This is a genomic window from Ruminococcus sp. (genome assembly GCF_016283395.1).
The window spans coordinates 59,100-80,960 of sequence record NZ_JAEEMU010000048.1 but is presented as its reverse complement, the minus strand read 5'-3'; the positions used below and the strand labels follow the sequence as shown (position 1 = coordinate 80,960).

Below are 21,861 nucleotides of genomic sequence, written 5' to 3'. Positions count from 1 at the left end.
GGACAGCAGCAGGAAGAAATCTCCCGGCTGCAATGTACCACTATCGAAAACATAAAACGGCTTTAATAAAAAATATATCAGAAAGCAAACTGATGATATGCTAAATGATACACCATTATCCGATTTTGTCATAACACCAATTCCTTACAATAATACATCTTTATAGATCTTTTCCCATTCATCTATGACTATGTTGATATCATATCTTTTTACAGACAGCAGATTTGCTTCACCCATAGCTTTTCTGTCCTGTGAAAGACACTTCCCGAGCGCATCTGCAAACTCCGCAGATGAATCGGGAGCGCAAAGGTATCCGCCGCCTTTTCTTACAAGATCAGTGTTGCCTCTTATTTTTGAGACAACGCATGGAAGCCCACACGCCATAGCCTCCATAAGTGAACGTGACAGACCTTCTCTGAAAGAAGGCATGACAAAGATATCGCAGGCAGACAAAAGCTCCTTGACATCATTTCTGTATCCGAGGAAATGGATATTCTCATTGATACCGTGCTCGGAAGCAAAGCTTTTTATATTTTCTTTCTCCTGACCGACACCGCAGAGATAATAATGCAGATGCTTGTTTTTGATCTTTGACATAGCCTGCGCTATTACGATATTGTTTTTATTCTTATTCAGCTCACCAACTGAGATAACCGCGATATCGTCATTATCCAGACCGAGCTCAGCTCGTTTTTTCTCTCTGTTCTCAGATACATTATCGTACACCGAAAGATCAATGCCGACTCCGTGAACATAACACAGCTTTCCGCCTTTTTTCAGCTTGAAAGCCTTAGCTGCTTCAAGGTCTTCATTATTTATAGTAACGAGAACATCTGTATATTTGGCCAGATGCTTTTCTATATTATAGAAAAGCGTGCGGTTCACAAATGGTGCGCCTTTGTAAAAATGGAAGCCATGAGCCTGATATATGACCTTCTTCACACCGCACTTTTTGGCGGCATATCTTCCGACTATGCCGCCTATTGGCGTATTGCAGTGTATCAGGTCGAATTTTTCGCGCTCAATAATGGCTTTTATCTGACGATAAGCCTTATAGTTACGTGGATCGTATGGAGCACGAATAAAATCGACCTGATAGATCTTTATACCATATTTTTTTTCATCAGCTTTTCTTGCTGCATCATCGGGATAGTTCCAGTTTCCTGCTATGGAGAACTCTATCCCGAGCTTTTGTGCAGCCATCATCGCAGAATACGAGAAATTATTGACTTTATCCGCAATATTCAGGATATAAAGCATTTTGACCGACATATCATCCCTCGAATCTGTATTCGTTCATTTTTCTTCCCTCAGATGAGAAGTAGCTTCTTGCAAGCTTGAAACCATTCATTCTGTAAAAACGATTTACACCGTCATTGTTTACAGCATCTGTTTCAAGATTGATATATGCGAACTTATTAAGATCGACCATACCTTTAAGGTAATCTATGAGCTGAGAACCTATGCCCTTCTTGCCCATATCGGGATCAACGCATATAGATGCAAGTTCAACATATTTTTCATCTTTTACTACTGAATCACTTTTCTTGAAAGCTCCAAGAAGACGCTTGATAAATGAAGGATGCCTTATAGCTGCTCCCATAGAGCAGAAAGCAAACTTGAAAAGATGATTTTTTATCAGTCCTTTATAGAAATTCGGATAATCATAAGAATAAGCTATAAACCCCACAAGCTTCCCGTTGTCTTCGGCAACTATTATACCCGACCTCTCATCGGAGAGGTAACCTTTATACAGAGCGTCCAGAAATCCCACACCGAGCTGTGTGAGGAAGAATTCAGGGAAAGCACGGGTATGTAGCCGAGACAAATCACGAATGCTTTCATGCTCTGACGCTGTCATATTTCTGATGGTAATCATCTGAAAAACCCCTCAATCATAATCTTTTCCGATAACAGCCAATACTGTTCTTAGCATGGTCAACATTTCGCGGAAAAACGAAAAACGTTCGATGGAATTAAGATTCCATTTCATTTTTCCCGGAAGGACCTGCTCCACGTATGTTTTATCAACGTCATCTGAAACGCTTAAAAGCTTGTATTCGTCCTTATATCTTATAGAAGCTTCACTTGTTATTCCTGCGGGAACAAGCAGTGTAGCATTGAATTCGGGACGATACTGTTCAACATATTTTGCCGCTTCAGGACGTGTGCCCACAAAACTCATATTGCCCTCAAGTACATCTATGAGCTGTGGAAGTTCATCGAGCCGCAATCCGCGCAGTAAAGAACCCATTCTTGTGATCCTGTTGTCGTTGCTTACTGTGACCGCAGTACCTACACGATCTGCATTCTGGATCATAGTGCGGAATTTATGTATCCTGAAATGCTTTCCGTATGTAGTTACTCTTTCCTGTCGGTACATAACAGGTCCTCTTGAATCGATCTTTATCATCACAGCGATGATGATCATAGGGATCGCAGCCAATAAAAGAAGTATCACCGCAGTGATGATATCAAACATTCTCTTCACTGCAAGATGTCCGCGCTTTTTCCACATGATCTCCCAATAAGGTCTGACTTCGTCAGTTCTCATAAAATCAGGAAGATCCTCCCAGCGGCGCATTATCAGATATACTCCTTTACGATATCGACATAATTGTTTATTACGTACTCTTCCATTTCTCCTGTAAGACAGGTATGGAGCGGAAGAGTGATCTCGTTTGCGAAATGAGCATAAGCGTTTGGATAATCATTGATATCAAATCCAAGCTTCTTATAAGCAGTATGCATCGGAAGAGGCTTATAATGAACATTCGTTGCAATACCCTGTTCCGCCATACGCTGGATTATCTCATTTCTTTCTTCACTTGTTATATTCGGCACTCTTGTTAAGTAAAGATGACCTGATGATGTGTATTCGTTGGTATAATGCTGAAGTGTCTCAACACCGAGTTCACTGAGAGCTTCATCATAATACTCGATTATCTGACGTCTGTACTCAAGCATATGCGGATATCTTTCCAGCTGCTTGAGTCCGATGGCAGCAGCAACATCAGTCATATTACATTTATACCAGGTTCCGATGATGTCATATTCCCATGCACCCAGCTTAGTCTTTGCAAGAGCATCCTTGCTCTGTCCGTGCAGACTAAAAAGCTGAAGCTGATGATATATTTCCTCATCGCTGATACCGTTGATAGGACGCCATGTCAATGCACCGCCCTCGGCAGTTGTTAGGTTTTTGACCGCATGGAAGCTAAAGCTTGAGAAATCCGCAATATTGCCGACATACATATTGCGCCATTTAGCTCCGAACGCATGAGCTGCATCAGCACTGATGACAACGCGGCCGATAGCTTCCTGAATTTTGTTTGCAGGTCTGAACAAGGACTTTTTACTTTCTACGATCTGAAAAAGTCTTGCATAATTACATGGCACGCCGCCAAGATCAACGGGTATGATAACCTTGGTTTTATCGGTTATAGCTTTTTCGACCTCATCATAATTGATCTCAAAGCTATTAGGCATTGTATCTACAAGAACGAGCTTTGCTCCAACATGACATACAACAGCAGCAGTAGCCGTATATGTATATGCTGTAGTTATAACCTCGTCGCCCTCTCCTACCCCAAGCAATCTTAATGCCATTTCCGCACAGGCAGTCTGAGAGTTGAGACAGCAAGCCTTATTTACACCGATCATTTCTGCTATATTATTTTCAAAACTTTTGGTCATTGGACCTGTTGTGATCCATCCTGATTTTAAAGCCTCGCATACCTCTTGTATTTCAAGCAAAGAGATATCAGGCGGTGAAAAAGAAACTTTCATAAACATATACCTCCAAAAAATGAACATTCATGTTATCTGTTAAAAATTTTATAGTGTGACTTTTTCCGGAGCGTAATGATATGACAAATAGTATAATTGAAGCTATAGGTTACTTTTCGTAATTTCGTTGTAATTATATCATATTTATATACGGCCTGTCAAGGGGGTGTAAAGAGAAAAAAAGTCTAAAAGTAATATTATCCAATTCTTACACATTTAGTAAAGATTTTGGTATTAAATATATTAAATATGCCAGGTATATTTTTTCCAAAAGTTGCTATTTGTTCACACACGCCCCAATAATTGTGGCGATATGAATTAGCCTTGGGAAACAAGGCTTTCCAACACGTAATTATATAAAATTTACAACAAATGTTATATATATAATTTATACTATATGGTCAAATCAAACATACCTAAACAGACCCATAAATAAAAAAATTACATTTCCTTTTTCACTTCACCTGAGGAAAGCCGCAAAAAAACAGCTCCATTTCACATAAAAAGGAAGCTGTTTATGTTTTTATTTAATGTTTTCCTTTGAATATATACGTTTTGCAAGCGGACAGCCTATCATAGCACCCATTACTGCACCAAGTGTATTATGGAACAGATCGTCTATCTCAAAATAGCCTCGCGTAGTTATCAGTTGAGTGACTTCAATGAATAATGACACACCAGCCCCTATCAGAGCCACTTTTTTCACGTTATCAGCCTTTTTTATCCAAAGCGGAACGGCTATGCCCAATGGAAAAAGCAGCATGATGTTCCCTATAATATCAAAAAGGAGTTTTTCATTTCCGTTGATAAGCTGAGATATCTCCCAGAATGGCGGCTTTACATTGTGAGTTCCTGTGGGCTGCCTGTGCAGCAGCGTTACCACCAGCACCAGATAACCGTAGGGTATCGACAAAAGCCTGAGCAAGATCAATAGCGTTTTCTTTATTATATGTATTCCTCCCTGCTCACGAAAGGCAATTTCTTTGCTAATAAATCATTTTTTCTATGATATTATACCATTTTTATGCAGCTATTGTCAAGTCCGATCCTCAATACACACCATATGTTTGATATTGCGAAAAATCAGCCGTTTGACTTTATATTTTCCAGCGTGGTTTCAAGAAGAAGAGCTCCTATCGCAGGTTTTACGTCATCACACACACGCTTGAAGCCGATGGGAAAGACATTCGGTTCAGCGACACAAGTCGGTATATACCAAAGATTTTCATTGAAAAACTTTTTTACATTGTCGGGTATCATAGCTATCAAAGCTGCTGGTTCAGCCAGTTCTGGAGACCGATCTTTTCGATCAGCTCGAGACTCTGTTCAGCCCAGTACATATCTTCTTCCTCATCCTGATAATATTTTTCAGCAGATCAAATGTGGAGTAATCGTCCCTTGCTTCCTATACCAGAGTTTTCAGCCAAGTAAGACCGTCTTTGGAAGTCTGGAGATCATACTTGATAAACTCAACAATATCAGTGAAAACGGGTTCTTCTTTCTTAGCAAGCTCAAGAAAGGATTCGGCAAGTAATTCTTCTGTAGTTCTTCGTTTCATGAGTCACACCTCGACAACTGTTTCTTATTATATTATATCATAATATGTTATTTAAGTCGATCAAATATGAATACAAACGAAAGCAGACAGTTGACTTTATCTTTCGTCATTCCTTGCCGTTCTTTTATTAAATTATTGTTTTATAGTTAAATATCAAAAATTTCAAAATGTACTTGACAAACAGAATTATATTTGATACAATATAATTGCAAACAACATATAATCAAGGAGTGATATAATGGGATACGACTACAAGGAAGCAATGAAACTTGAAAATCAGCTTTGTTTTCCGCTGTATGCGGCAGCAAGAGCTGTAACAGGAGCATACACTCCTTATCTGAAAGAGCTTGATCTCACCTACACACAGTATATCGTCCTGCTGGTCCTCTGGGAAAAGGACGGCATTACAGTCGGTGAGATATGCAAAAAGCTCATGCTTGACAGCGGAACGCTTTCGCCGCTGCTGAAAAAGATGAAAACTCTCGGTTATATTGAAAAACAGCACAGTACGGACGATGAACGCGCAGTCCTCATATATCTGACCGAACAGGGCAAAGCGTTGCAAGAAAAGGCAAAGGATATCCCCTTTAAGGTAGGGCAGTGCGTTAAGATCTCTCCCGATAAAGCAAAGCAGCTCTATTCGCTGCTTTATGAATTACTTGGTATAAACAGTGATGATCTTCGATAATATGAAAGGAGTCTCAATTATGAAAACAGTGTACGATTTTACAGTGAAAGACCGCATGGGAAATGACGTAAAACTCAGCGATTACAGCGGAAATGTGCTGCTGATAGTGAATACAGCCACAGGCTGCGGATTTACGCCGCACTATGAGCCCCTTGAGGCAATGTACCGCGACCTCCGTGATAAAGGCTTTGAGATACTTGACTTTCCCTGCAATCAGTTCGCAAATCAGGCTCCCGGAAGTGCAGATGAGATACAGTCATTCTGCAAGCTTAAATTCGGTACTGAGTTCCCACAGTTTGCAAAAATAGATGTTAACGGTGAAAACGCTGAACCGCTTTTTGCTTATCTTGCTTCGGAGAAGCCATTTGAAGGCTTTGGCAAGGGGATAAAAAACGCCGCCCTCAGTAAGTTTACGGAGCTGAACAACAAAAAATTCGGAGATAAAGCGTATATCAAGTGGAACTTCACAAAGTTCCTCATAGACAGGACAGGCAAGGTTATTGCAAGATTTGAGCCTACAACTGATATGAAAGAGGTAAGAAAAGCAGTAGAAGAATTGTTGAGGTGATATTATGGGTGATAAATTCGATCTACAGGAATATCTCACCGAGGGCGTAGAGCGTATAGTTTCCGAAGCTGTTAAAGCCACGCTCAGAAACCCGAAAGAAAGTGCATTCATGCTGAAATTTGCTGCCGCCAGCCGTACAGCTTCAAAAAAGCGCAGAAAAGCCGAGGACAAAGGCGAGCATATACCGCCTTTCCTTATCGCAAGTATCACAAGCAAGTGCAATCTTCACTGTGCAGGCTGTTACTCAAGGTGCAATCACGCAACAGTCGATTCCGAACCTGTAAGGCAGCTCACTGATGAGGAGTGGCAGAATGTATTCCATGAAGCCGAAGAGCTTGGTATAAGCTTTATCCTCCTTGCAGGCGGAGAACCCATGCTTAGACGCGGTGTTATCGAAGCGGCTGGAAAGAAGCAGAATATCCTGTTCCCTATTTTTACTAACGGCACATACCTTGATGAAAAATATCTGGAGCTGTTCGACAAGTGCCGCAATCTCATACCCGTTATGAGTATCGAGGGCAGCCGTGAGCTGACAGACGAAAGGCGCGGCGCAGGCATTTACGACAAGCTTATTGCCAATATGGACGAGATAAAAAAGCGCGGACTCATATTCGGCGCGTCAGTAACGGTGACTACAAGGAATTACAAGGAAGTTACCTCTCAGGCATTTCTGGACAGCCTTGCAGAAAAAGGCTGTAAGGTGGTCATATTCGTGGAGTATGTCCCTGTGACCGAGGAGAGCCGCGATCTTGCTCCCACAGATACCGAGCGTGAATTTATGCAGAGCGAGATAATAAGACTGAGGGAAACGCGCCCAGAAATGGTATACATATCGTTCCCGGGCGACGAGAAAGGCTCTGGCGGCTGTGTTGCCGCAGGCAGAGGCTTCTTCCATATCAATTCCCACGGCGGTGCAGAACCCTGTCCGTTCTCACCTTACTCAGACATCAACGTAAGAGACAGCTCTCTGAAAGATGCGATGAATTCTCCCCTGTTCAGGAAGCTGAGAGATGAAGGCTATCTGCTGGAAGACCATGACGGAGGCTGTATCCTCTATGAGAAGCGTGAACTGGTACAGCAGATAATCAACGGATAAAAAGGAGGAAAAGACTATGAAAGGTATCGTTATTTTATTAGTCATCTGTGCAGTTTGCGTATGCTGCTGTTTTACTCACCGCAGAGTTATAAGAGCACTTATCAAACATGAACCTATGCCTCCTGCTCCAAAGTGGCATTTCTGGTGCAAAAACAAGCGGAGCTGAATACAAGATTTGAAACTATAAGAAGCTTTAAGCACAGAGCCCGCGCAGCGTTGACGCTCACAAGCTCGCTCTCTCTTATCCAAAATGATAATTGTACATCGCTTACGGCACTTTAATTATAAATTACGCGTTGCGAATTGTATACTTACATAAGGAATATAACAAAAAGCAGGTAGACTATGCAAGCCTATCTGCTTTTTTGCTAATTAGCTGTAAAAATGTCTTTGTTAAATACTTATGTAGCTTGCTCCATAAATTAATATAAACTTCCATATAAGCATCACTGTTAAACGCAGAAGCCTTTTGATTTATCCGTTTCTTTTATCAATAACTCCGCGCTTTTTCTCGGGGTGCAGATCATAGTAACGTTTCTTGTCCTCATACATGAGCTTATCTGCATTTTGCAGAGCGGTACGAACGTTTACCGCGTCACTCTCATATGCTGCACCAATAGCAAACACGAGATCAGTGTAATTCTTTGATACTGTTCGGAGTTTTTCGACCTTTTCATCGAGCTCGTTTTCCGTCACATTTATAAGTATAACTGTAAACTCATCGCCGCCTGCTCTGAATATCTCATGTACAGCAAATACATCTCGCAATGCGCTTGCAGCATCTTTCAGAAGCTTATCGCCTGCTTCGTGTCCAATATCGTCATTCACGCTTTTCAGACCGTTAAGGTCAGCAAAAATAACTCCCACAGACTTTTTCGAGCATTTCTTTGTCAAAGAATCGATATAATTGTTCATCTCGTTACGGTTCATAACACCCGTAAGCATATCAGTGGAGCTGAGAATATGGAGCTTGTCCATCATACGATAGCTGTAAAGCTCAGACGCAAGGATAAATGATGTAAGCTCAAGCGTCTCCTTAATGGTATCAGCAACATCCGAACTGAAATTGAGAGCCCAGATATATCCAAGTAGCTCGCCTTTGAATTTAAGCGGGAACAGTACGATAGTCTTTCCGCCCGCACTTGTAATCGAATCATGCCATACAGGATTACGCTCTTTGACTACTTCCATGTCATGTTCATTCTTTACGATAAGGCAGTTGCTGCCTGCTATGGTATCCGTCCACGTTTCCGCAATATCATAGAAGTCATCTAAGTACTCATTCATAGATACAAGCTTTGTATCATTCGATAAAGCCTCGCAAAGCACTGAACATTTTCGCTTTTCGTTATCCATCATAAGGATACAGCAATGCTCTGAATCACAAAGATCTCGGATATCCATACATATTGAGTCCATAGTCTCCTGAAAGTTTTCAACGCTCCTGAGTTTTATACAGGTCTCGAGGACTGCCGTGGCTATCTCCGAAGAGATATTCGACATACGCTTTGCATCGGGCTTGAAGTTTATCTCCATAATGTACGCACAATAACAGGTATTGCCATTATCGGGACACAGCGGCAGGAACGACATATTGAACCATACATCAAAACGTGCAGGATGCGCATAAGCATGGATACACTTCTTCTGTATCGCTGCTCTGTAAACCGAATCCTCAAAATTAAGATCACGGTTAAGATAATTTGTATATTCACTGTTTGGAACGAACTTCCTTGTAAGCATCTCAACATTCTCGGCAGGTCTTTCGATACTGTCAATATATGGACGATTACCTGTAACTAAGCGTATATTTCCGTAAGAACCGTTTTCATATTTATCAACAGAAATAACGCAGGTCGCTGTAGGTATACTGTCAACAAATGCCTGAAAATCCATAGAAGAAGCCCCCCTTACTTACTTTTGATCTATATGACCGAAATATCAGAAGTATCTGTTATTATTATACCATATGTTTCTTTATTTTGCAATAAATATGTCGAAATTCAACATGAATTTAACAAATTTTTAATAAATGCAGTTTTCCCCCTCGCAAATGCTCCCCTTTATAATAGGTAAGGAGACGCATACATATCATATTGTGTATCTAATATCAACTATCGGGAAATCATATATTTATATATCACTTTCGTGCTGCTTTTTATTGACACTATTATCTTTGCTATGTTATAATAATAGTATGATTTTGGCTTTTGGAGGATGAAAAACTTGAAAATGTTTGAAATCGGCTACAATCACAGACATGATCGCAGCTTCTGTATAAACAGACCTGACGGAACAGAAAGCTGGCTTCTGCTGATAGTAAAAACGCCGGCTCACTTCAGGATCGGAAGAAAAGATGTACGCACTTCCGCTCACTCTTTTATATTATACCGACCAAATACTCCACAATATTATTTTCCTGCAAGCAACGAATATTTCGATGACTGGATGCATTTCATGCCCGATGAAAGTGAACAGGAAATGCTCAATGAGCTCAATATCCCACTTGACCGTCCTGTTGATATATCAGATATAACAGATATGTCATCAATGATGCGCAGTATGTGCTTCGAGCACTACTCCTCCGATCCTTTCAGGGAAAAGGCTATTGATCTCTATTTCCGTCTCCTTATGTACAAGATATCGGAAAAGCTTATGCAGAAGGAAGCTAATCATGACCGTCCCGAGGGAATATACTCCGAAAAGCTTCTCTGGATAAGAAAATCTATATATCGCTGGCCGGGCAGAGATTATTCCATTGACGATATGGCTAAGGAGCTCTCACTGAGCCGTTCACGCTTTCAGCATCTTTATACCGAAACTTTCGGTGTAAGCGTCAATAAGGACGTTATAACCAGCAGACTCAATAAGGCTGCCGAGCTTCTGAAAACTACGGATATGTCAGTCAAGACAGTAGGCATCAATGTAGGTTACGGCAATACTTCATACTTTGTAAAGCTCTTCGGAAGCTTTTACGGTGTGACTCCTTTACAGTTCAGACAAACAGAAGAAAAATAAATACGCCCTCATGGGGCATCTGAGAGGATGCTCCATGAAAGGCGTTTTTTTATTGTTCAAGTCCTGCGATACAGATCACAGTTATAACGGCTACGATAACGATAAGCACTATCGCCCATTTAAATCCGAATTTTATTGCAAGCACCGCCAGACAGACAAGTATCACTGCCGTATATGTCAGCAAACGGGTGCGTATCTGCTGCTTTTTCAGCTTTATAGCCGCCCTTTCCGACTGTTCATGCTGATGCTTTATACGGAGCTTTTCAAGCTCCTTTTTTTCTTCTCCGTCTATCTCTTTCTGCTCAATGGCAAAAACAGCGTCCTGTACCGCACTTACAAATCTTTCATACAATGTGGCGAGCTTTACTCTGTCATCACCTGAGGAATACTCCAAAGCCCTGCGCATATCATTTCCGAGTATCTCTGAAAAAGTATTTCGGAAGTATTCATCATCGGAAACATCTGATCCGAAGCGTTCTGCATATTCGCAGGCAAAGCCGTCGATCACCTCGTCAAGGAAGAGATCATTCTCACCGCGCAGCCCTCTGTCCGCAAGGAATAAATAATAATAAGCTTGCCAGTTCTGAGGAGAAGCTTCTGTTATAAGCTTGCAGTATTCCTCTGCTGCTTCAAAATCCTCGGCTTGCAGAAAATCCTCTATCCTTCGCAGCAGCTTTTCGGGCGGAGTACTGATACCCACCTCGTCACTGCTCTCTGTAAGCTTTTTAACGCTCCTGATAAGCTCGGTCAGAAAATCTATCCTCGATATATCCCTTACCATATTGTCAAGAAGCTCCTGCGGTATCTGCTGAGTACCTATGCCCTTAACGCAGGTTATAATGCTCTTTTCGGAATTCCTGCGAGCCTCGGCAGTACATCGCCCCCATTCGCTTCTGAACGGTTCAGCATAAAAGCTTTCCTCGTCAGAAGCTATTACAAGATACACCTTTGCTTCTGATATTGCAGTTTCTGCATCTGCTTCGGTTACAGGTGCATAATACACACTGACACCTTCTATGGTCAGCTGGTCGTAAATCTCGTCAGCATACTCCCTGTCGGGAGTTGTACAGTTATTTTCATCTGTCAGACAGCAGCATATGAACACATCGTATTTTTCATCAGGCGACACCTTTTTCGCCTCCCTAAAGTATTTTCAATACAAAATTATAACATATAATTCTAAAAATAGCAACACTCGCGGTGATAAACTGCCGTTTTTATCTGCATAGCTTATATACTCTTTCAGCATTTCCGTGCATGAACAATTCTCTTTCTTCAGCGTTCAGATCAAGGCTCTCAGCTAAGCTTAAATGCACATTTTGCAGGCAGCTTCCGAAATCAGAACCAAATATAAACCGCTTCGGCATTTCATGTATCGCCTTTTCAAGTGCTGACTTTATCTGCGGCAGCAGCTTTTCATCATCTGCCACTGATGAAGTGTCAAAATAAACATTATTGCAGCTACTGAGCACTTCAAAGCACTCATCAAGCTTAGGATAATAGCAGTGACAATACACAAAAACATTATCAGGACGATTGTCTGCAAGCTCTTTGAGAAGCTTCGGTGCGGCATAATGAGCATTGTCCCAGCCGCTGTGGAAAAGCACGGGGACATTATACTCCGCCGCAAGGTCATAAACAGGCGCAAGACATGAGTCTGTGCAGTAAAAATTCTCATGTCCCGTATATACTTTAAGTCCCACTATGCGCTTGCTTTCAAGCAGTTCACGGCAGTAATCAAGCTGTGAAGCATATTCAAAATTCGGACTTATCCCTGCGATAACGCTTATAATACCGCTGCCATAAAAAAGCTCCGCGCAGTCGCGCACCGAACCGATAACACTTTCAAGCTCCGAATCGGCAATAACGATACCGCGTTCAACTCCGTTTCTTTTCAGCTCATTCAACAGTACTGCTTCCTTTGAGGGAAAGTCGGGGAAGTCCACGGGAAGATGAAGATGTGAATCAATTATCATAGTAATACTCCTTTCGTAAACAAGGCGTGAAATAATAAAAACCGCAGATCACTCTACGGCACATTCCCATATATTTGCAGAGCGATCAATTTGCATAACGAACAAGACCGCTTCCGCAGCCTGTGTTGCATTAAATTTTGATCGTCCGCACTTTCCGACACATACGCTTACTGCTCATGCAGCAGCCATAACTTCGGGAGTATCACTTCCTCTTCGGTATTATCGCCTTGTTTGTGTTTTTATCATAGCACAATATGCATATAAAGTCAAGTTTATCGTTGCTATTTCAAAACTTATATGATATAATGAATACATATATAATAATTATAAAATTTCTTGAAAGGAACCATATGAAATTAAAATATATACTAACCGCTGTATTTGCTGCGTGCCTGCTTACAGGCTGCGGCGATAAAAAAGTTAACAGCAGCAATAATGATGCAAAAAAAGAAACTGCCGTTACAACTTCGACAGTTTCTTCAACTACTGCCAAAACTACGACCATCGCTAAAAAGACCACGACCACAGTCACAACAACTGCAAAGGTAGATCCGCCCAAAGACCTCGTTATGAACTGCCTTGATACAGTTGAAGTATACGAGGATATCAAGCTTGAGGACTTCATAACCGAAAGAAACGTTGACCTGAAAGACGGTTCCGTATTGCTCAACACCTCGGATACGGGAGTTTTTGAAGTTGAAGTGCCTTATATCTACAAAGGTGCCGAATTCAAACAGAAGCTCCAGTACAGCGTTATTGATACCACCGAACCGATGATAATCAATGCAGGCTGGACTCCAAATCACAAGGTCGGAACAGACTTTGACCTCAATAATTACGTTGGATTTGCCGATAACTTCGACAAGCACGCTGTCCTCACATACGAGGGCGAAGTTGATCCCAATGCTGTAGGTTCATATCCGATCACAGCTACCGTTACAGACAGCTCAGGCAACTCCGTTTCTTGGGACCTTAACATAAATGTGCTCAACGAAGTCCCGAAACCCACTGACAACAATCCCCGTGTGAATTACAGCGACTTTATCAATACCTACAACACCGATGACGTACGCTTCGGCATAGACGTTTCAGTATGGCAGAGCGATGTTGACTTCAACGCAGTCCGCGATGCAGGGTGCAGCTTTGTTATTATCCGTGTGGGCTATTACTACAGTCAAGTAACCCTTGACGATTATTTCCGCCAGAACCTGGAAAACGCCAAAGCCGCAGGGCTCGATGTGGGAGTATATTTCTACACCACCGACAACACTGAGGAGGGAGTCCGCGAACACGTTCGCTGGATAATCGATCAGCTTGACGGTCATAGCCTTGAAATGCCTATTGTTTTCGACTGGGAGGAGTTCACAAACTTCCAGAAGTACGGCATGAGCATACACGACATAAACGATATCTATGCCGCATTCGCTGATGAAGTCACTAAAAACGGCTACAAGCCTATGCTCTACAGCAGCAAGAACTTCTTGAATAATATCTGGAGTGAAAGGACAAAGAGTTCAACACCTGTGTGGCTGGCTCATTTCGTAGACGAGACCGACTACGACGGCGAGTACGCTATCTGGCAGGCAAGTGCTTATGGTCATATCCCCGGCATAAACGGCGATGTGGATATGGATATACAGTACCTCAATAAACCTATATAAAGGAGAGTTTTTATGAGCAAGCTAAGTGTTACGGGAACAACTGAAATGCACTTTCCTGTGGATACCTTTGAAGTGAATATTATGATACGTGCAAATGCGGCATCTTCGGGTGAAGCTATACAGTCAGGCAAAAAGAAAACAGAGCAGTTCCTTACTCTTATGAAAGAAAAAATAAATATCGAACCTGACAGTTTTCAGCTTGCTTCAGACTCTGTAAATGAAGATTACAGCTGTAAGAATTCGTATAATTATTCAAAAAGAATAACTCTCAATATTAAAGCTGATCTCGCAGTTCTTTCCAAACTCACTTCCCTGCTCGGAGAACTTACAAACGTTGAATATGACATAGGTTTTTATCTTTCTGATGAAGCAGAAAAAGAAAAACAGGTAATTGATGCTGCTATAAAAAATTCAAGAGAGAAAGCTGAGATAATTGCTTCATCACTCGGTAAAAAGATACAAGATATCGAAGAAATACGCTTTGATCAACCCTCTGACGGAGTATACAGAAATATCGCAAAAGCCTGCCGTGCTGACGACTTTAACGCTATGGAAACCATGCTGAAACTCCCCACCAAGACCATATCCAAGTCCATTTATATTGATTGGATCATCGAATAAAACAAAAGAGCTGACCGATAAGGTCAGCTCTTTATATTATCAAATATAATTATCTCATTCAAAACAAATTATTTTAAAAATCATTTTCTTAATCCCCAAACACCATTTCCTATTCCTTTAACTGAATAAAAAATGTCATTTTTGCCTTTAAAATTTCTTGAATCAGAAGAATGATCTTCAATAACTTTTCTAATAGCAGCTTTTTCGCCAGGATCAATATTCTTTCCAAGCAATCTCGCATATTCTTGATATATGTCAGAATATGCAGCTTGTCCACCGAGATTTTTTAAAGCTTCTATTGTTCTTTCTAAAATCGTCATATTTCCCCCTATTAATATTAAAAATCAAATCTACGATTATTCCCACTCCACAGTTCCAGGTGGCTTTGAAGTGATATCGTACACTACTCTGTTAACGTGCTCGACTTCGTTGCAGAGACGGTTTGAAACCTTAGCAAGTACATCATATGGTATTCTTGCCCAGTCAGCCGTCATGAAGTCATCGGTAGTTACTGCACGGATAGCGATAAGGTGGTCGTATGTACGGTGGTCGCCCATAACGCCTACTGTACGCACATCAGGAAGAACTGCAAAGAACTGCTTTAACTGCTCCTCGATGCCGCTCTTGCGTATCTCGTCACGGAACACAGCGTCTGCTTCCTGTAATACCTTTATCTTTTCCTCGGTTATCTCGCCGATTATACGGACTCCAAGTCCGGGACCAGGGAACGGCTGTCTCCATACGAGATCATGTGGGATTCCAAGCTTTTCACCAACTGCTCTTACCTCGTCCTTGAAAAGGTCTGCAAGAGGCTCGATAGTGCCTGCGAACTTTATATCATCAGGCATTTTTACCATGTTATGATGAGTCTTGATAACGGCTGTGCTGCCGTGACCTGCCTGATTTCCTCTGCCCGATTCGATACGATCGGGATAGATAGTACCCTGTGCAAAGAAGCCGTCTGTTCCCTGCTCTCTTATCTTATTCCAGAACACATTGTAGAACTCTGTACCGATTATCTTTCTCTTCTGCTCCGGGTCTGTAACGCCTTTGAGTGCAGCAAGGAACTGATCCTTGCAGTTTACACGGACGAAATTCATATCAAAAAGCTTTGTGAAAGTCTCTTCAACGAAGTCTCCCTCGTCCTTGCGCATGAGTCCCTGATCTACAAAAACGCAGGTGAGCTGCTTGCCCACTGCACGGCTGAGAAGACCTGCTGCAACTGATGAATCGACACCGCCCGAAAGTCCGAGAATTACCTTTTTATCACCTATCTGATCGCGGAGCTTCTTGACTGTATTCTCGATAAAGTCGTCCATTACCCAGTCGCCTGTGCAGCCACAGACATTGTAGAGGAAGTTATGGAGTATCTGCTTTCCGTACTCACTGTGAGTTACCTCGGGGTGGAACTGTACAGCATAGAGCTTTCTCTCGGGAGCTTCAAAAGCTGCACACGGACAGTCGGCAGACTTTGCCGTAACACTGAAGCCCTCGGGGAGCTGACTTACGAAGTCTGTATGGCTCATCCATACAACGCTCTTTTCGGGAACATTTTCAAATATAAGACTGTCTGTATTCTGATCTATCTCGATCTTGCCGTATTCGCTCTTTTCGCAGCTTTCAACCTTGCCGCCGAGAGTATAAGCCATTAACTGGCAGCCGTAGCAAATTCCGAGGATAGGCACACCTATCTCAAATATCTCCTTTGATATATGCGGAGATGCAGGATCGTAAACACTGTTGGGACCGCCTGTGAAGATGATAGCGGCAGGCTTCATAGCCTTTATCTCACTTATAGGAGTATCAAATCGTTTTATCTCGCAGTATACACCGCACTCACGTACTCTTCGAGCGATGAGCTGATTGTACTGACCGCCGAAATCAAGAACGATACAAAGCTGGTTAGACATATTTTTCCTCCTTAACTTCCGCTTTACGGCAGCGGACACCGTATTTAATAGCTATTAGCCTTTAGCAGGCGGCTTCGCCGCTTTACAAGCGGATAATACCTGCCTTTTCAAATTCTAATGGCTAACAGCTAACGGCTAATGGCTTAACATGGTCAAGCTATGCTTGATCATGTTTTAATTATGCCATATTTCAAAGAAAATTTCAAGTCTTTCCTGCTGTTTTTTCACCTGATATAAATCGGTTGCACCAATTATAGTGATAATTAATAAAAAAATTATATATGCCTATTGAATTTAATTGCAATTTGTGGTATAATATTTATATAGTATTGTAAGGAGTATCGTATATGACACCAAAAGAAGAATTCATCTCGATATATAAAGAAAATATACACCGTGAGGGGGCTGATAAGCTTCTGGAATACCTTGAAAAAAGTGACTTCTTTACTGCACCCAGCAGTACACGTTTCCACGGTTCCCATGAGGGTGGTCTTGTTGAACACAGTCTCAACGTTTACCACTGCCTCAAGGACTATCTTTCACGCCCACGCACCAAAGAGCTTTACGGTATGGACTACTCTGAGGAGACAATCGCTCTTGTGGCACTTCTCCACGATGTCTGCAAAGTCAATTTCTATACCGTAGAAATGAGAAACAAAAAGAACGACGAAACAGGTCAATGGGAAAAAGTACCGTTTTACGCTATAAATGACACTCTTCCATACGGTCATGGTGAAAAATCGGTATACATACTCTCGGGATTTTTTTACGGTGAAAACCGCCTGACCCGTGAGGAGGCTTTTGCAATACGATATCACATGGGCTTTTCATACGGAGGTACCGAAGAAAGAGGTACTATCGGCAGGGCACTTGAAATGTACCCACTCGCTCTGGCACTGAACGTTGCCGATATGGAAGCATCCTACTACATGGAAGGCTCAAATTAATAAATGTAAGGAGTTTTGATTATGAACTGGTATGATAACGCCATAATCTACCACATATATCCTCTCGGATTTTGTGGCGCACCTAAGTTTAACGACGGCAGCGAAGATGTTATCTATCGTCTTGACAAGGTGCTGGAATGGATACCCCATTTAAAGGAGATGAACGTTGACGCAGTTTACTTCGGACCTGTTTTTGAGTCCGTTGAGCATGGCTATGACACTATTGATTACAAGAAGATAGACAAACGTCTTGGCGATAATAATTCCTTCCGCTTTATATGCGACAGACTTCACGAAAACGGCATAAGAGTTATCCTTGACGGCGTTTTCAATCATGTAGGCAGAAAGTTCCCTCAGTTCGTTGACATACAGGAAAAAGGACAGGCTTCACAGTACTGTGACTGGTTCCAGAACCTTAATTTCGGCGGTCCGAGCCCATGCGGCGACCCGTTCTGGTATGAGGGCTGGAACGGTCATTACAATCTTGTAAAGCTCAATCTCCGCAATCCGGGCGTATGCGACCACATAATCGACGCTATTGATTACTGGATAGAGTCCTTCGGCATTGACGGTATCCGTTTTGATGCAGCCGATTGCCTTGACTTTGAGTTCATCAAGAGGGTAAGAAGCTTCTGCAAGAGCAAAAAACCAGATTTCTGGCTCATGGGCGAAATAATCCACGGCGACTACAACCGCTGGGCTAACCCTGAGATGCTGGACTCTGTTACAAACTATGAGTGCTACAAGGGACTCTGGTCATCACATAATGATAAAAACTACTTTGAGATAGACTATTCTATCAACAGGCAGTCAGGTGCTAACGGCGGTATCTACCGCAATATCGACCTTTACAACTTCGTCGATAATCACGATGTAAACCGTCTCGCAAGCACTCTCAGCAATAACGCTCATCTGCCGCTGGTATACACTCTTATGTACACAATGCCCGGTATTCCGTCTATTTACTACGGAAGTGAATACGGCATAGAAGGCAGAAAAGAAAACAATTCCGACGATAATCTCCGCCCGTGTCTCCACCTGAATGATATGGCAGAGCACGGCAACGTTTCGCTTTACAAACACATCGTCAAGCTTGGACGTATCTACCGCGCTTACCCTGCTGTAAGAAACGGAAGCTACGAGCGTATTGTCATAACAAATCAGCAGCTCCTCTTCAAAAAGGTGCTGGGAGATCAGACAGTATACATCGCTCTTAATCTCGCAGACCGCGAGTACGACCTCAATTTCCAGACTCATCTTTCGGGACTGGTTGATGTCTTTACAGCTTCTCCTATAAGCGTTGAAAACTCCAACGCTCATGTGCGTATGGCTCCGTATTCTTCAATGATAATCGTTGCAGATGATATCGTTAATAACGAGCCAAAGCATGAAGAAGCTCCTGTAGACAAAGATACAGAGATCGAGATCGGTGCAAAATACCGCCACTTCAAGGGCAATGAGTATGAGCTCCTTGCTGTAGCTCGTCATACCGAGACTATGGAAGAGCTCGTTATATACAAGTCGCTCAAGGACGGCGAAGTATGGGCACGTCCGAAGTCAATGTTCATTGGCAAAGCAGGAGATGCCAGGCGATTTACAAAGCTTGACTGATAGCGAATAATAAAAGCTGCTGATATCAACAGCAGTACCTATATAAGTTTAGCCCCGAGGCTTTGTCTCGGGGCTTGATTGTTTTATTGCTAATATAAATTGTAGTGAACGCCGCCCCTATAACAGGCTAACGGCTAATGGCTAACGGCTTTTATACTCTCTTTATCATCTCATCGTAACAAAGCTTATCACCGTTGCTGCAATCTATGCTGTGGTAGCTTACGAAGCTGTATCCCTTTTTGAGATATATGGACTTCGCAGGAAGTGAAGCATCAAGTCTTACGATATCGTATTTCTCAGCTATCATCTCCTCTGCAAATCTTATCAGTATACCGCCATAGCCTTTCCCATGATATTTGGGAAGTACGAAAAGCCTTGTCATTTCGTTTTCAGCCACCGTAACAGTTCCCACAGTATTTTCATTGTCATCTTCCAGCAAAAATACTATGCCTTTTTCAATATCTTTCAGAATATGTTCATCACTGTGATGCGCAAGAAAGAACTCAACCGCTCCCACAGGATAATAATGAGGATATACTGCATTTATCGCACTGTGAGCTATCGCTTTGACTATAACAAGATCTTCATTCTTAGCCTTATATATATTCATTTTATCGAACTTCCTTTCATTTATTCTTTAAACTGCACAGCAAACGATTCCATAGCAGGTATATGCTTTTTTTCATACAATTATTATCATAATCATAAAATAATGCCAAAAATTTCACGAAAAATGTTGATTTTTTCTAAACTATATGTTATAATGTATGTATCTTGAAAAGCTTAGGAGGAGCGTATAATGAGCAAGCTTACAAAAATAATCAAAGAACGCAGAAGCGTTCGCAAATTTTCATCATTGCTCCCGTCAAAAAATCTTATTGACGAGGTATTGGAAGCAGGTATTTACGCTGCTTCGGGCAGAGGTAAACAGGCTCCTGTATTAATTTCTATCACAAATAAAGAGCTTCGTGATACTATTGCTGAGGAAAACAGAAAGATAGGCGGCTGGGAAGGTGACTTTGACCCGTTCTACGGCGCACCTATTATCATTCTTGTAATTGCACCAAAGGATATTCCTACTGCTGTCTATGACGGAAGTCTCAGTATCGGAAATATGATGCTGAAGGCTCAGGAGCTTGGTCTGGGAAGCTGCTGGATACACCGTGCAAAAGAGGAAATGGAAAGTGAACTCGGCAAGGAGATACTTGATAAAGTAGGTCTCAAAGGTGATTATATCGGCATCGGTCATCTGGCACTGGGAATACCTGATGTTCCACCCGAGCCCATTCCGGAACGTCTTCCTGACAGAATTTTCTTCATTGACTAAAAGTAAAGCGGTCTGACTAACCGTGGTACTAATATAGAAGTTTATAGTTAATTATCGGGGGAAACTTTTCTGAGGAAAGGTTATCCCCCGAACCCCTTTCCAAAGACTTTTATCTGATTTTTTCCCAGATAGGGCGCGTAAAAAAAATAAAAAAGATCTGCAAGTGTACAGATCGCGCCCTATCTGGGAAAAAATAAAAACAGAAGTTTTCGGGAGAGAGTTTGAGAGTGACTCCCCGCAGTGCGGGGAGATGTCACGGAGTGACAAAGGGGCACGCCTCCGTCAGAGGGCTCCCTTTTTCAAAAGGGGTTCTCTCAATAATCAGCATAAAAGCTTCTATATCAGTATAACGGTTACTCGGATCGCTTTTTCATTTATTCAGCAATTTTTCTGTTACATTCAGCGGTCTGTATCAGCCACTTTTCATCGTTCACCTTATAAAGTGAAAACAGCATGGTAATAAGATCGTCGCCCTTTTTAAGTCCGACCTCATAATACTTTCCCTCTGTAACGCTGACAGGTCGCTCGATATTCGCAAAATCGAAATCAAATGCCTGTATCTTCTGCGATACTATCGCCCTCTCATCATCTGAGAGCTCTTTATCTCCGCCTGTGACCTCTTTATTTATACTGCTGTAAACATAGTACATATTCGCTATATCATCGGCAGTCTGAAGCTCTTCGGCAGTATAAGCGCCTGTCACTTTTGCATAGTCCACTTCATAATCGGGTTCACTCATAAGAGCAACCGCCTGCTTGTATAACAAGCCAAACATTCCCTGATCTATGGGCATGATGTACTGTTCTTCATCTCTTATGAAGAAAACATCTTTAATCAGTGAGATATCGCGTTCATTTACCGCCTTTATAAATTGATCGGCAGCATCTTCATACTTCTCAAAGCCGTTTATCTCTGCACCTTTTTCAACATATTCTGCTATTTCTTCCGAAGTCAGGACAGTAACGCTTTCTTCCGTATCTTCGGCATCAGCAGATACTTTGTCATTATTTTTCTTTTCGCCGCAGCCTGCCAAAGCCGTACCAATAACCATTACAGACATTAAGCCTGCAAATAATCTTTTCATATTTTT

The 21,861-nt window shown here is 41.9% G+C and carries 23 protein-coding genes; 10 read left to right on the top strand and 13 right to left on the bottom strand.

The genetic code is table 11. The features are described from left to right. Positions 1 to 144 precede the first annotated feature (144 nt). The 6 genes from QZZ41_RS12385 to QZZ41_RS12360 all read right to left on the bottom strand — a co-directional run bounded on the left by QZZ41_RS12385 (position 145) and on the right by QZZ41_RS12360 (position 5,347). A complete protein-coding gene (locus QZZ41_RS12385; RefSeq protein WP_295072613.1) occupies positions 145 to 1,272 on the bottom strand; it encodes a glycosyltransferase family 4 protein in 1,128 nt (375 codons plus the stop codon). A gap of 1 nt (position 1,273) precedes the next feature. Next, positions 1,274 to 1,879 (bottom strand): GNAT family N-acetyltransferase, encoded by a 606-nt coding sequence (locus tag QZZ41_RS12380; protein WP_295072610.1) that lies wholly within the window; start codon positions 1,877 to 1,879, stop codon positions 1,274 to 1,276. Between the two features lie 12 nt (positions 1,880 to 1,891). Continuing rightward, complete coding sequence (locus QZZ41_RS12375) at positions 1,892 to 2,584, bottom strand: sugar transferase (RefSeq protein ID WP_295072608.1); 693 nt, start codon at positions 2,582 to 2,584, stop codon at positions 1,892 to 1,894. Positions 2,585 to 2,586: 2 nt separating this feature from the next. Next, entirely contained in the window at positions 2,587 to 3,789 is a 1,203-nt protein-coding gene (locus QZZ41_RS12370; protein WP_295072605.1) for a DegT/DnrJ/EryC1/StrS aminotransferase family protein, read from the bottom strand. A gap of 523 nt (positions 3,790 to 4,312) precedes the next feature. Beyond that, positions 4,313 to 4,720, bottom strand: coding sequence for a VanZ family protein (locus QZZ41_RS12365; RefSeq protein WP_295072602.1), 408 nt, complete (start codon positions 4,718 to 4,720; stop codon positions 4,313 to 4,315). Positions 4,721 to 5,194: 474 nt separating this feature from the next. Continuing rightward, complete coding sequence (locus QZZ41_RS12360; protein WP_295072599.1) at positions 5,195 to 5,347, bottom strand: hypothetical protein; 153 nt, start codon at positions 5,345 to 5,347, stop codon at positions 5,195 to 5,197. A gap of 238 nt (positions 5,348 to 5,585) precedes the next feature. Between QZZ41_RS12360 and QZZ41_RS12355 the strand changes: the two genes are divergently transcribed. The 4 genes from QZZ41_RS12355 to QZZ41_RS12340 are packed head-to-tail and all read left to right on the top strand — an operon-like array spanning position 5,586 to position 7,865. Then, complete coding sequence (locus tag QZZ41_RS12355; protein ID WP_295072596.1) at positions 5,586 to 6,035, top strand: MarR family winged helix-turn-helix transcriptional regulator; 450 nt, start codon at positions 5,586 to 5,588, stop codon at positions 6,033 to 6,035. 19 nt (positions 6,036 to 6,054) lie between these two features. Continuing rightward, entirely contained in the window at positions 6,055 to 6,603 is a 549-nt protein-coding gene (locus QZZ41_RS12350) for a glutathione peroxidase (protein ID WP_295072593.1), read from the top strand. 4 nt (positions 6,604 to 6,607) lie between these two features. Continuing rightward, a complete protein-coding gene (locus QZZ41_RS12345; RefSeq protein ID WP_295072590.1) occupies positions 6,608 to 7,699 on the top strand; it encodes a radical SAM protein in 1,092 nt (363 codons plus the stop codon). Between the two features lie 16 nt (positions 7,700 to 7,715). After that, positions 7,716 to 7,865 carry a hypothetical protein gene (locus QZZ41_RS12340; protein ID WP_295072587.1) on the top strand — a complete coding sequence of 50 codons (150 nt, stop codon included), beginning with the start codon at positions 7,716 to 7,718 and terminating at the stop codon, positions 7,863 to 7,865. Positions 7,866 to 8,173: 308 nt separating this feature from the next. Here QZZ41_RS12340 and QZZ41_RS12335 read toward each other — a convergent pair whose 3' ends face one another. After that, positions 8,174 to 9,595: a GGDEF domain-containing protein gene (locus QZZ41_RS12335; protein ID WP_295072584.1), complete on the bottom strand. Its 1,422-nt coding sequence runs from the start codon at positions 9,593 to 9,595 to the stop codon at positions 8,174 to 8,176. A gap of 336 nt (positions 9,596 to 9,931) precedes the next feature. Here QZZ41_RS12335 and QZZ41_RS12330 point away from each other — a divergent pair, with 336 nt between their 5' ends. Further along, the gene (locus tag QZZ41_RS12330; RefSeq protein ID WP_295072657.1) at positions 9,932 to 10,717 is read left to right on the top strand and encodes an AraC family transcriptional regulator; all 786 of its coding nucleotides are present in this window, start codon (positions 9,932 to 9,934) and stop codon (positions 10,715 to 10,717) included. Between the two features lie 49 nt (positions 10,718 to 10,766). Here QZZ41_RS12330 and QZZ41_RS12325 read toward each other — a convergent pair whose 3' ends face one another. Continuing rightward, on the bottom strand, positions 10,767 to 11,846 hold the full coding sequence (locus QZZ41_RS12325) for a hypothetical protein (RefSeq protein ID WP_295072581.1): 1,080 nt from the start codon (positions 11,844 to 11,846) through the stop codon (positions 10,767 to 10,769). An 88-nt stretch (positions 11,847 to 11,934) separates the two neighbouring features. Then, a complete protein-coding gene (locus QZZ41_RS12320; RefSeq protein WP_295072578.1) occupies positions 11,935 to 12,693 on the bottom strand; it encodes a TatD family hydrolase in 759 nt (252 codons plus the stop codon). 350 nt (positions 12,694 to 13,043) lie between these two features. On the opposite strand from QZZ41_RS12320, the gene QZZ41_RS12315 reads away from it, so the two are divergent. Together QZZ41_RS12315 and QZZ41_RS12310 are read left to right on the top strand one after the other, a co-directional pair. Beyond that, the gene (locus QZZ41_RS12315) at positions 13,044 to 14,354 is read left to right on the top strand and encodes a GH25 family lysozyme (protein WP_295072575.1); all 1,311 of its coding nucleotides are present in this window, start codon (positions 13,044 to 13,046) and stop codon (positions 14,352 to 14,354) included. Positions 14,355 to 14,366: 12 nt separating this feature from the next. Continuing rightward, complete coding sequence (locus tag QZZ41_RS12310; protein ID WP_295072572.1) at positions 14,367 to 14,975, top strand: SIMPL domain-containing protein; 609 nt, start codon at positions 14,367 to 14,369, stop codon at positions 14,973 to 14,975. A gap of 80 nt (positions 14,976 to 15,055) precedes the next feature. Here QZZ41_RS12310 and QZZ41_RS12305 read toward each other — a convergent pair whose 3' ends face one another. Together QZZ41_RS12305 and guaA are read right to left on the bottom strand one after the other, a co-directional pair. Further along, positions 15,056 to 15,295, bottom strand: coding sequence for a hypothetical protein (locus QZZ41_RS12305; protein ID WP_295072569.1), 240 nt, complete (start codon positions 15,293 to 15,295; stop codon positions 15,056 to 15,058). 36 nt (positions 15,296 to 15,331) lie between these two features. Continuing rightward, a complete protein-coding gene (guaA, locus tag QZZ41_RS12300; protein ID WP_295072566.1) occupies positions 15,332 to 16,885 on the bottom strand; it encodes a glutamine-hydrolyzing GMP synthase in 1,554 nt (517 codons plus the stop codon). A 347-nt stretch (positions 16,886 to 17,232) separates the two neighbouring features. On the opposite strand from guaA, the gene QZZ41_RS12295 reads away from it, so the two are divergent. Both QZZ41_RS12295 and QZZ41_RS12290 read left to right on the top strand, forming a co-directional pair. After that, a complete protein-coding gene (locus tag QZZ41_RS12295) occupies positions 17,233 to 17,832 on the top strand; it encodes an HD domain-containing protein (protein WP_295072563.1) in 600 nt (199 codons plus the stop codon). 21 nt (positions 17,833 to 17,853) lie between these two features. Beyond that, positions 17,854 to 19,443, top strand: coding sequence for a DUF1653 domain-containing protein (locus tag QZZ41_RS12290; protein WP_295072560.1), 1,590 nt, complete (start codon positions 17,854 to 17,856; stop codon positions 19,441 to 19,443). A gap of 151 nt (positions 19,444 to 19,594) precedes the next feature. Here the strand turns inward: QZZ41_RS12290 and QZZ41_RS12285 are convergent, their stop codons facing one another. Beyond that, the gene (locus QZZ41_RS12285) at positions 19,595 to 20,053 is read right to left on the bottom strand and encodes a GNAT family N-acetyltransferase (protein WP_295072559.1); all 459 of its coding nucleotides are present in this window, start codon (positions 20,051 to 20,053) and stop codon (positions 19,595 to 19,597) included. Positions 20,054 to 20,242: 189 nt separating this feature from the next. Between QZZ41_RS12285 and QZZ41_RS12280 the strand changes: the two genes are divergently transcribed. Then, complete coding sequence (locus QZZ41_RS12280) at positions 20,243 to 20,770, top strand: nitroreductase (protein WP_295072555.1); 528 nt, start codon at positions 20,243 to 20,245, stop codon at positions 20,768 to 20,770. A 374-nt stretch (positions 20,771 to 21,144) separates the two neighbouring features. Here QZZ41_RS12280 and QZZ41_RS12275 read toward each other — a convergent pair whose 3' ends face one another. Continuing rightward, the gene (locus tag QZZ41_RS12275) at positions 21,145 to 21,855 is read right to left on the bottom strand and encodes a hypothetical protein (RefSeq protein ID WP_295072552.1); all 711 of its coding nucleotides are present in this window, start codon (positions 21,853 to 21,855) and stop codon (positions 21,145 to 21,147) included. Positions 21,856 to 21,861: the final 6 nt, after the last annotated feature.

Excerpts from the sequence above, each read along its gene's own strand:
- QZZ41_RS12385 (WP_295072613.1), bottom strand. The coding sequence starts at position 1,272 with ATGTCGGTCAAAATGCTTTATATCCTGAATATTGCGGATAAAGTCAAT.
- QZZ41_RS12380 (WP_295072610.1), bottom strand. The coding sequence starts at position 1,879 with ATGATTACCATCAGAAATATGACAGCGTCAGAGCATGAAAGCATTCGT.
- QZZ41_RS12375 (WP_295072608.1), bottom strand. The coding sequence starts at position 2,584 with ATGCGCCGCTGGGAGGATCTTCCTGATTTTATGAGAACTGACGAAGTC.
- QZZ41_RS12370 (WP_295072605.1), bottom strand. The coding sequence starts at position 3,789 with ATGAAAGTTTCTTTTTCACCGCCTGATATCTCTTTGCTTGAAATACAA.
- QZZ41_RS12360 (WP_295072599.1), bottom strand. The coding sequence starts at position 5,347 with ATGAAACGAAGAACTACAGAAGAATTACTTGCCGAATCCTTTCTTGAG.
- QZZ41_RS12355 (WP_295072596.1), top strand. The coding sequence starts at position 5,586 with ATGGGATACGACTACAAGGAAGCAATGAAACTTGAAAATCAGCTTTGT.
- QZZ41_RS12350 (WP_295072593.1), top strand. The coding sequence starts at position 6,055 with ATGAAAACAGTGTACGATTTTACAGTGAAAGACCGCATGGGAAATGAC.
- QZZ41_RS12345 (WP_295072590.1), top strand. The coding sequence starts at position 6,608 with ATGGGTGATAAATTCGATCTACAGGAATATCTCACCGAGGGCGTAGAG.
- QZZ41_RS12340 (WP_295072587.1), top strand. The coding sequence starts at position 7,716 with ATGAAAGGTATCGTTATTTTATTAGTCATCTGTGCAGTTTGCGTATGC.
- QZZ41_RS12335 (WP_295072584.1), bottom strand. The coding sequence starts at position 9,595 with ATGGATTTTCAGGCATTTGTTGACAGTATACCTACAGCGACCTGCGTT.
- QZZ41_RS12330 (WP_295072657.1), top strand. The coding sequence starts at position 9,932 with ATGTTTGAAATCGGCTACAATCACAGACATGATCGCAGCTTCTGTATA.
- QZZ41_RS12320 (WP_295072578.1), bottom strand. The coding sequence starts at position 12,693 with ATGATAATTGATTCACATCTTCATCTTCCCGTGGACTTCCCCGACTTT.
- QZZ41_RS12315 (WP_295072575.1), top strand. The coding sequence starts at position 13,044 with ATGAAATTAAAATATATACTAACCGCTGTATTTGCTGCGTGCCTGCTT.
- QZZ41_RS12310 (WP_295072572.1), top strand. The coding sequence starts at position 14,367 with ATGAGCAAGCTAAGTGTTACGGGAACAACTGAAATGCACTTTCCTGTG.
- QZZ41_RS12305 (WP_295072569.1), bottom strand. The coding sequence starts at position 15,295 with ATGACGATTTTAGAAAGAACAATAGAAGCTTTAAAAAATCTCGGTGGA.
- guaA (WP_295072566.1), bottom strand. The coding sequence starts at position 16,885 with ATGTCTAACCAGCTTTGTATCGTTCTTGATTTCGGCGGTCAGTACAAT.
- QZZ41_RS12295 (WP_295072563.1), top strand. The coding sequence starts at position 17,233 with ATGACACCAAAAGAAGAATTCATCTCGATATATAAAGAAAATATACAC.
- QZZ41_RS12290 (WP_295072560.1), top strand. The coding sequence starts at position 17,854 with ATGAACTGGTATGATAACGCCATAATCTACCACATATATCCTCTCGGA.
- QZZ41_RS12285 (WP_295072559.1), bottom strand. The coding sequence starts at position 20,053 with ATGAATATATATAAGGCTAAGAATGAAGATCTTGTTATAGTCAAAGCG.
- QZZ41_RS12280 (WP_295072555.1), top strand. The coding sequence starts at position 20,243 with ATGAGCAAGCTTACAAAAATAATCAAAGAACGCAGAAGCGTTCGCAAA.
- QZZ41_RS12275 (WP_295072552.1), bottom strand. The coding sequence starts at position 21,855 with ATGAAAAGATTATTTGCAGGCTTAATGTCTGTAATGGTTATTGGTACG.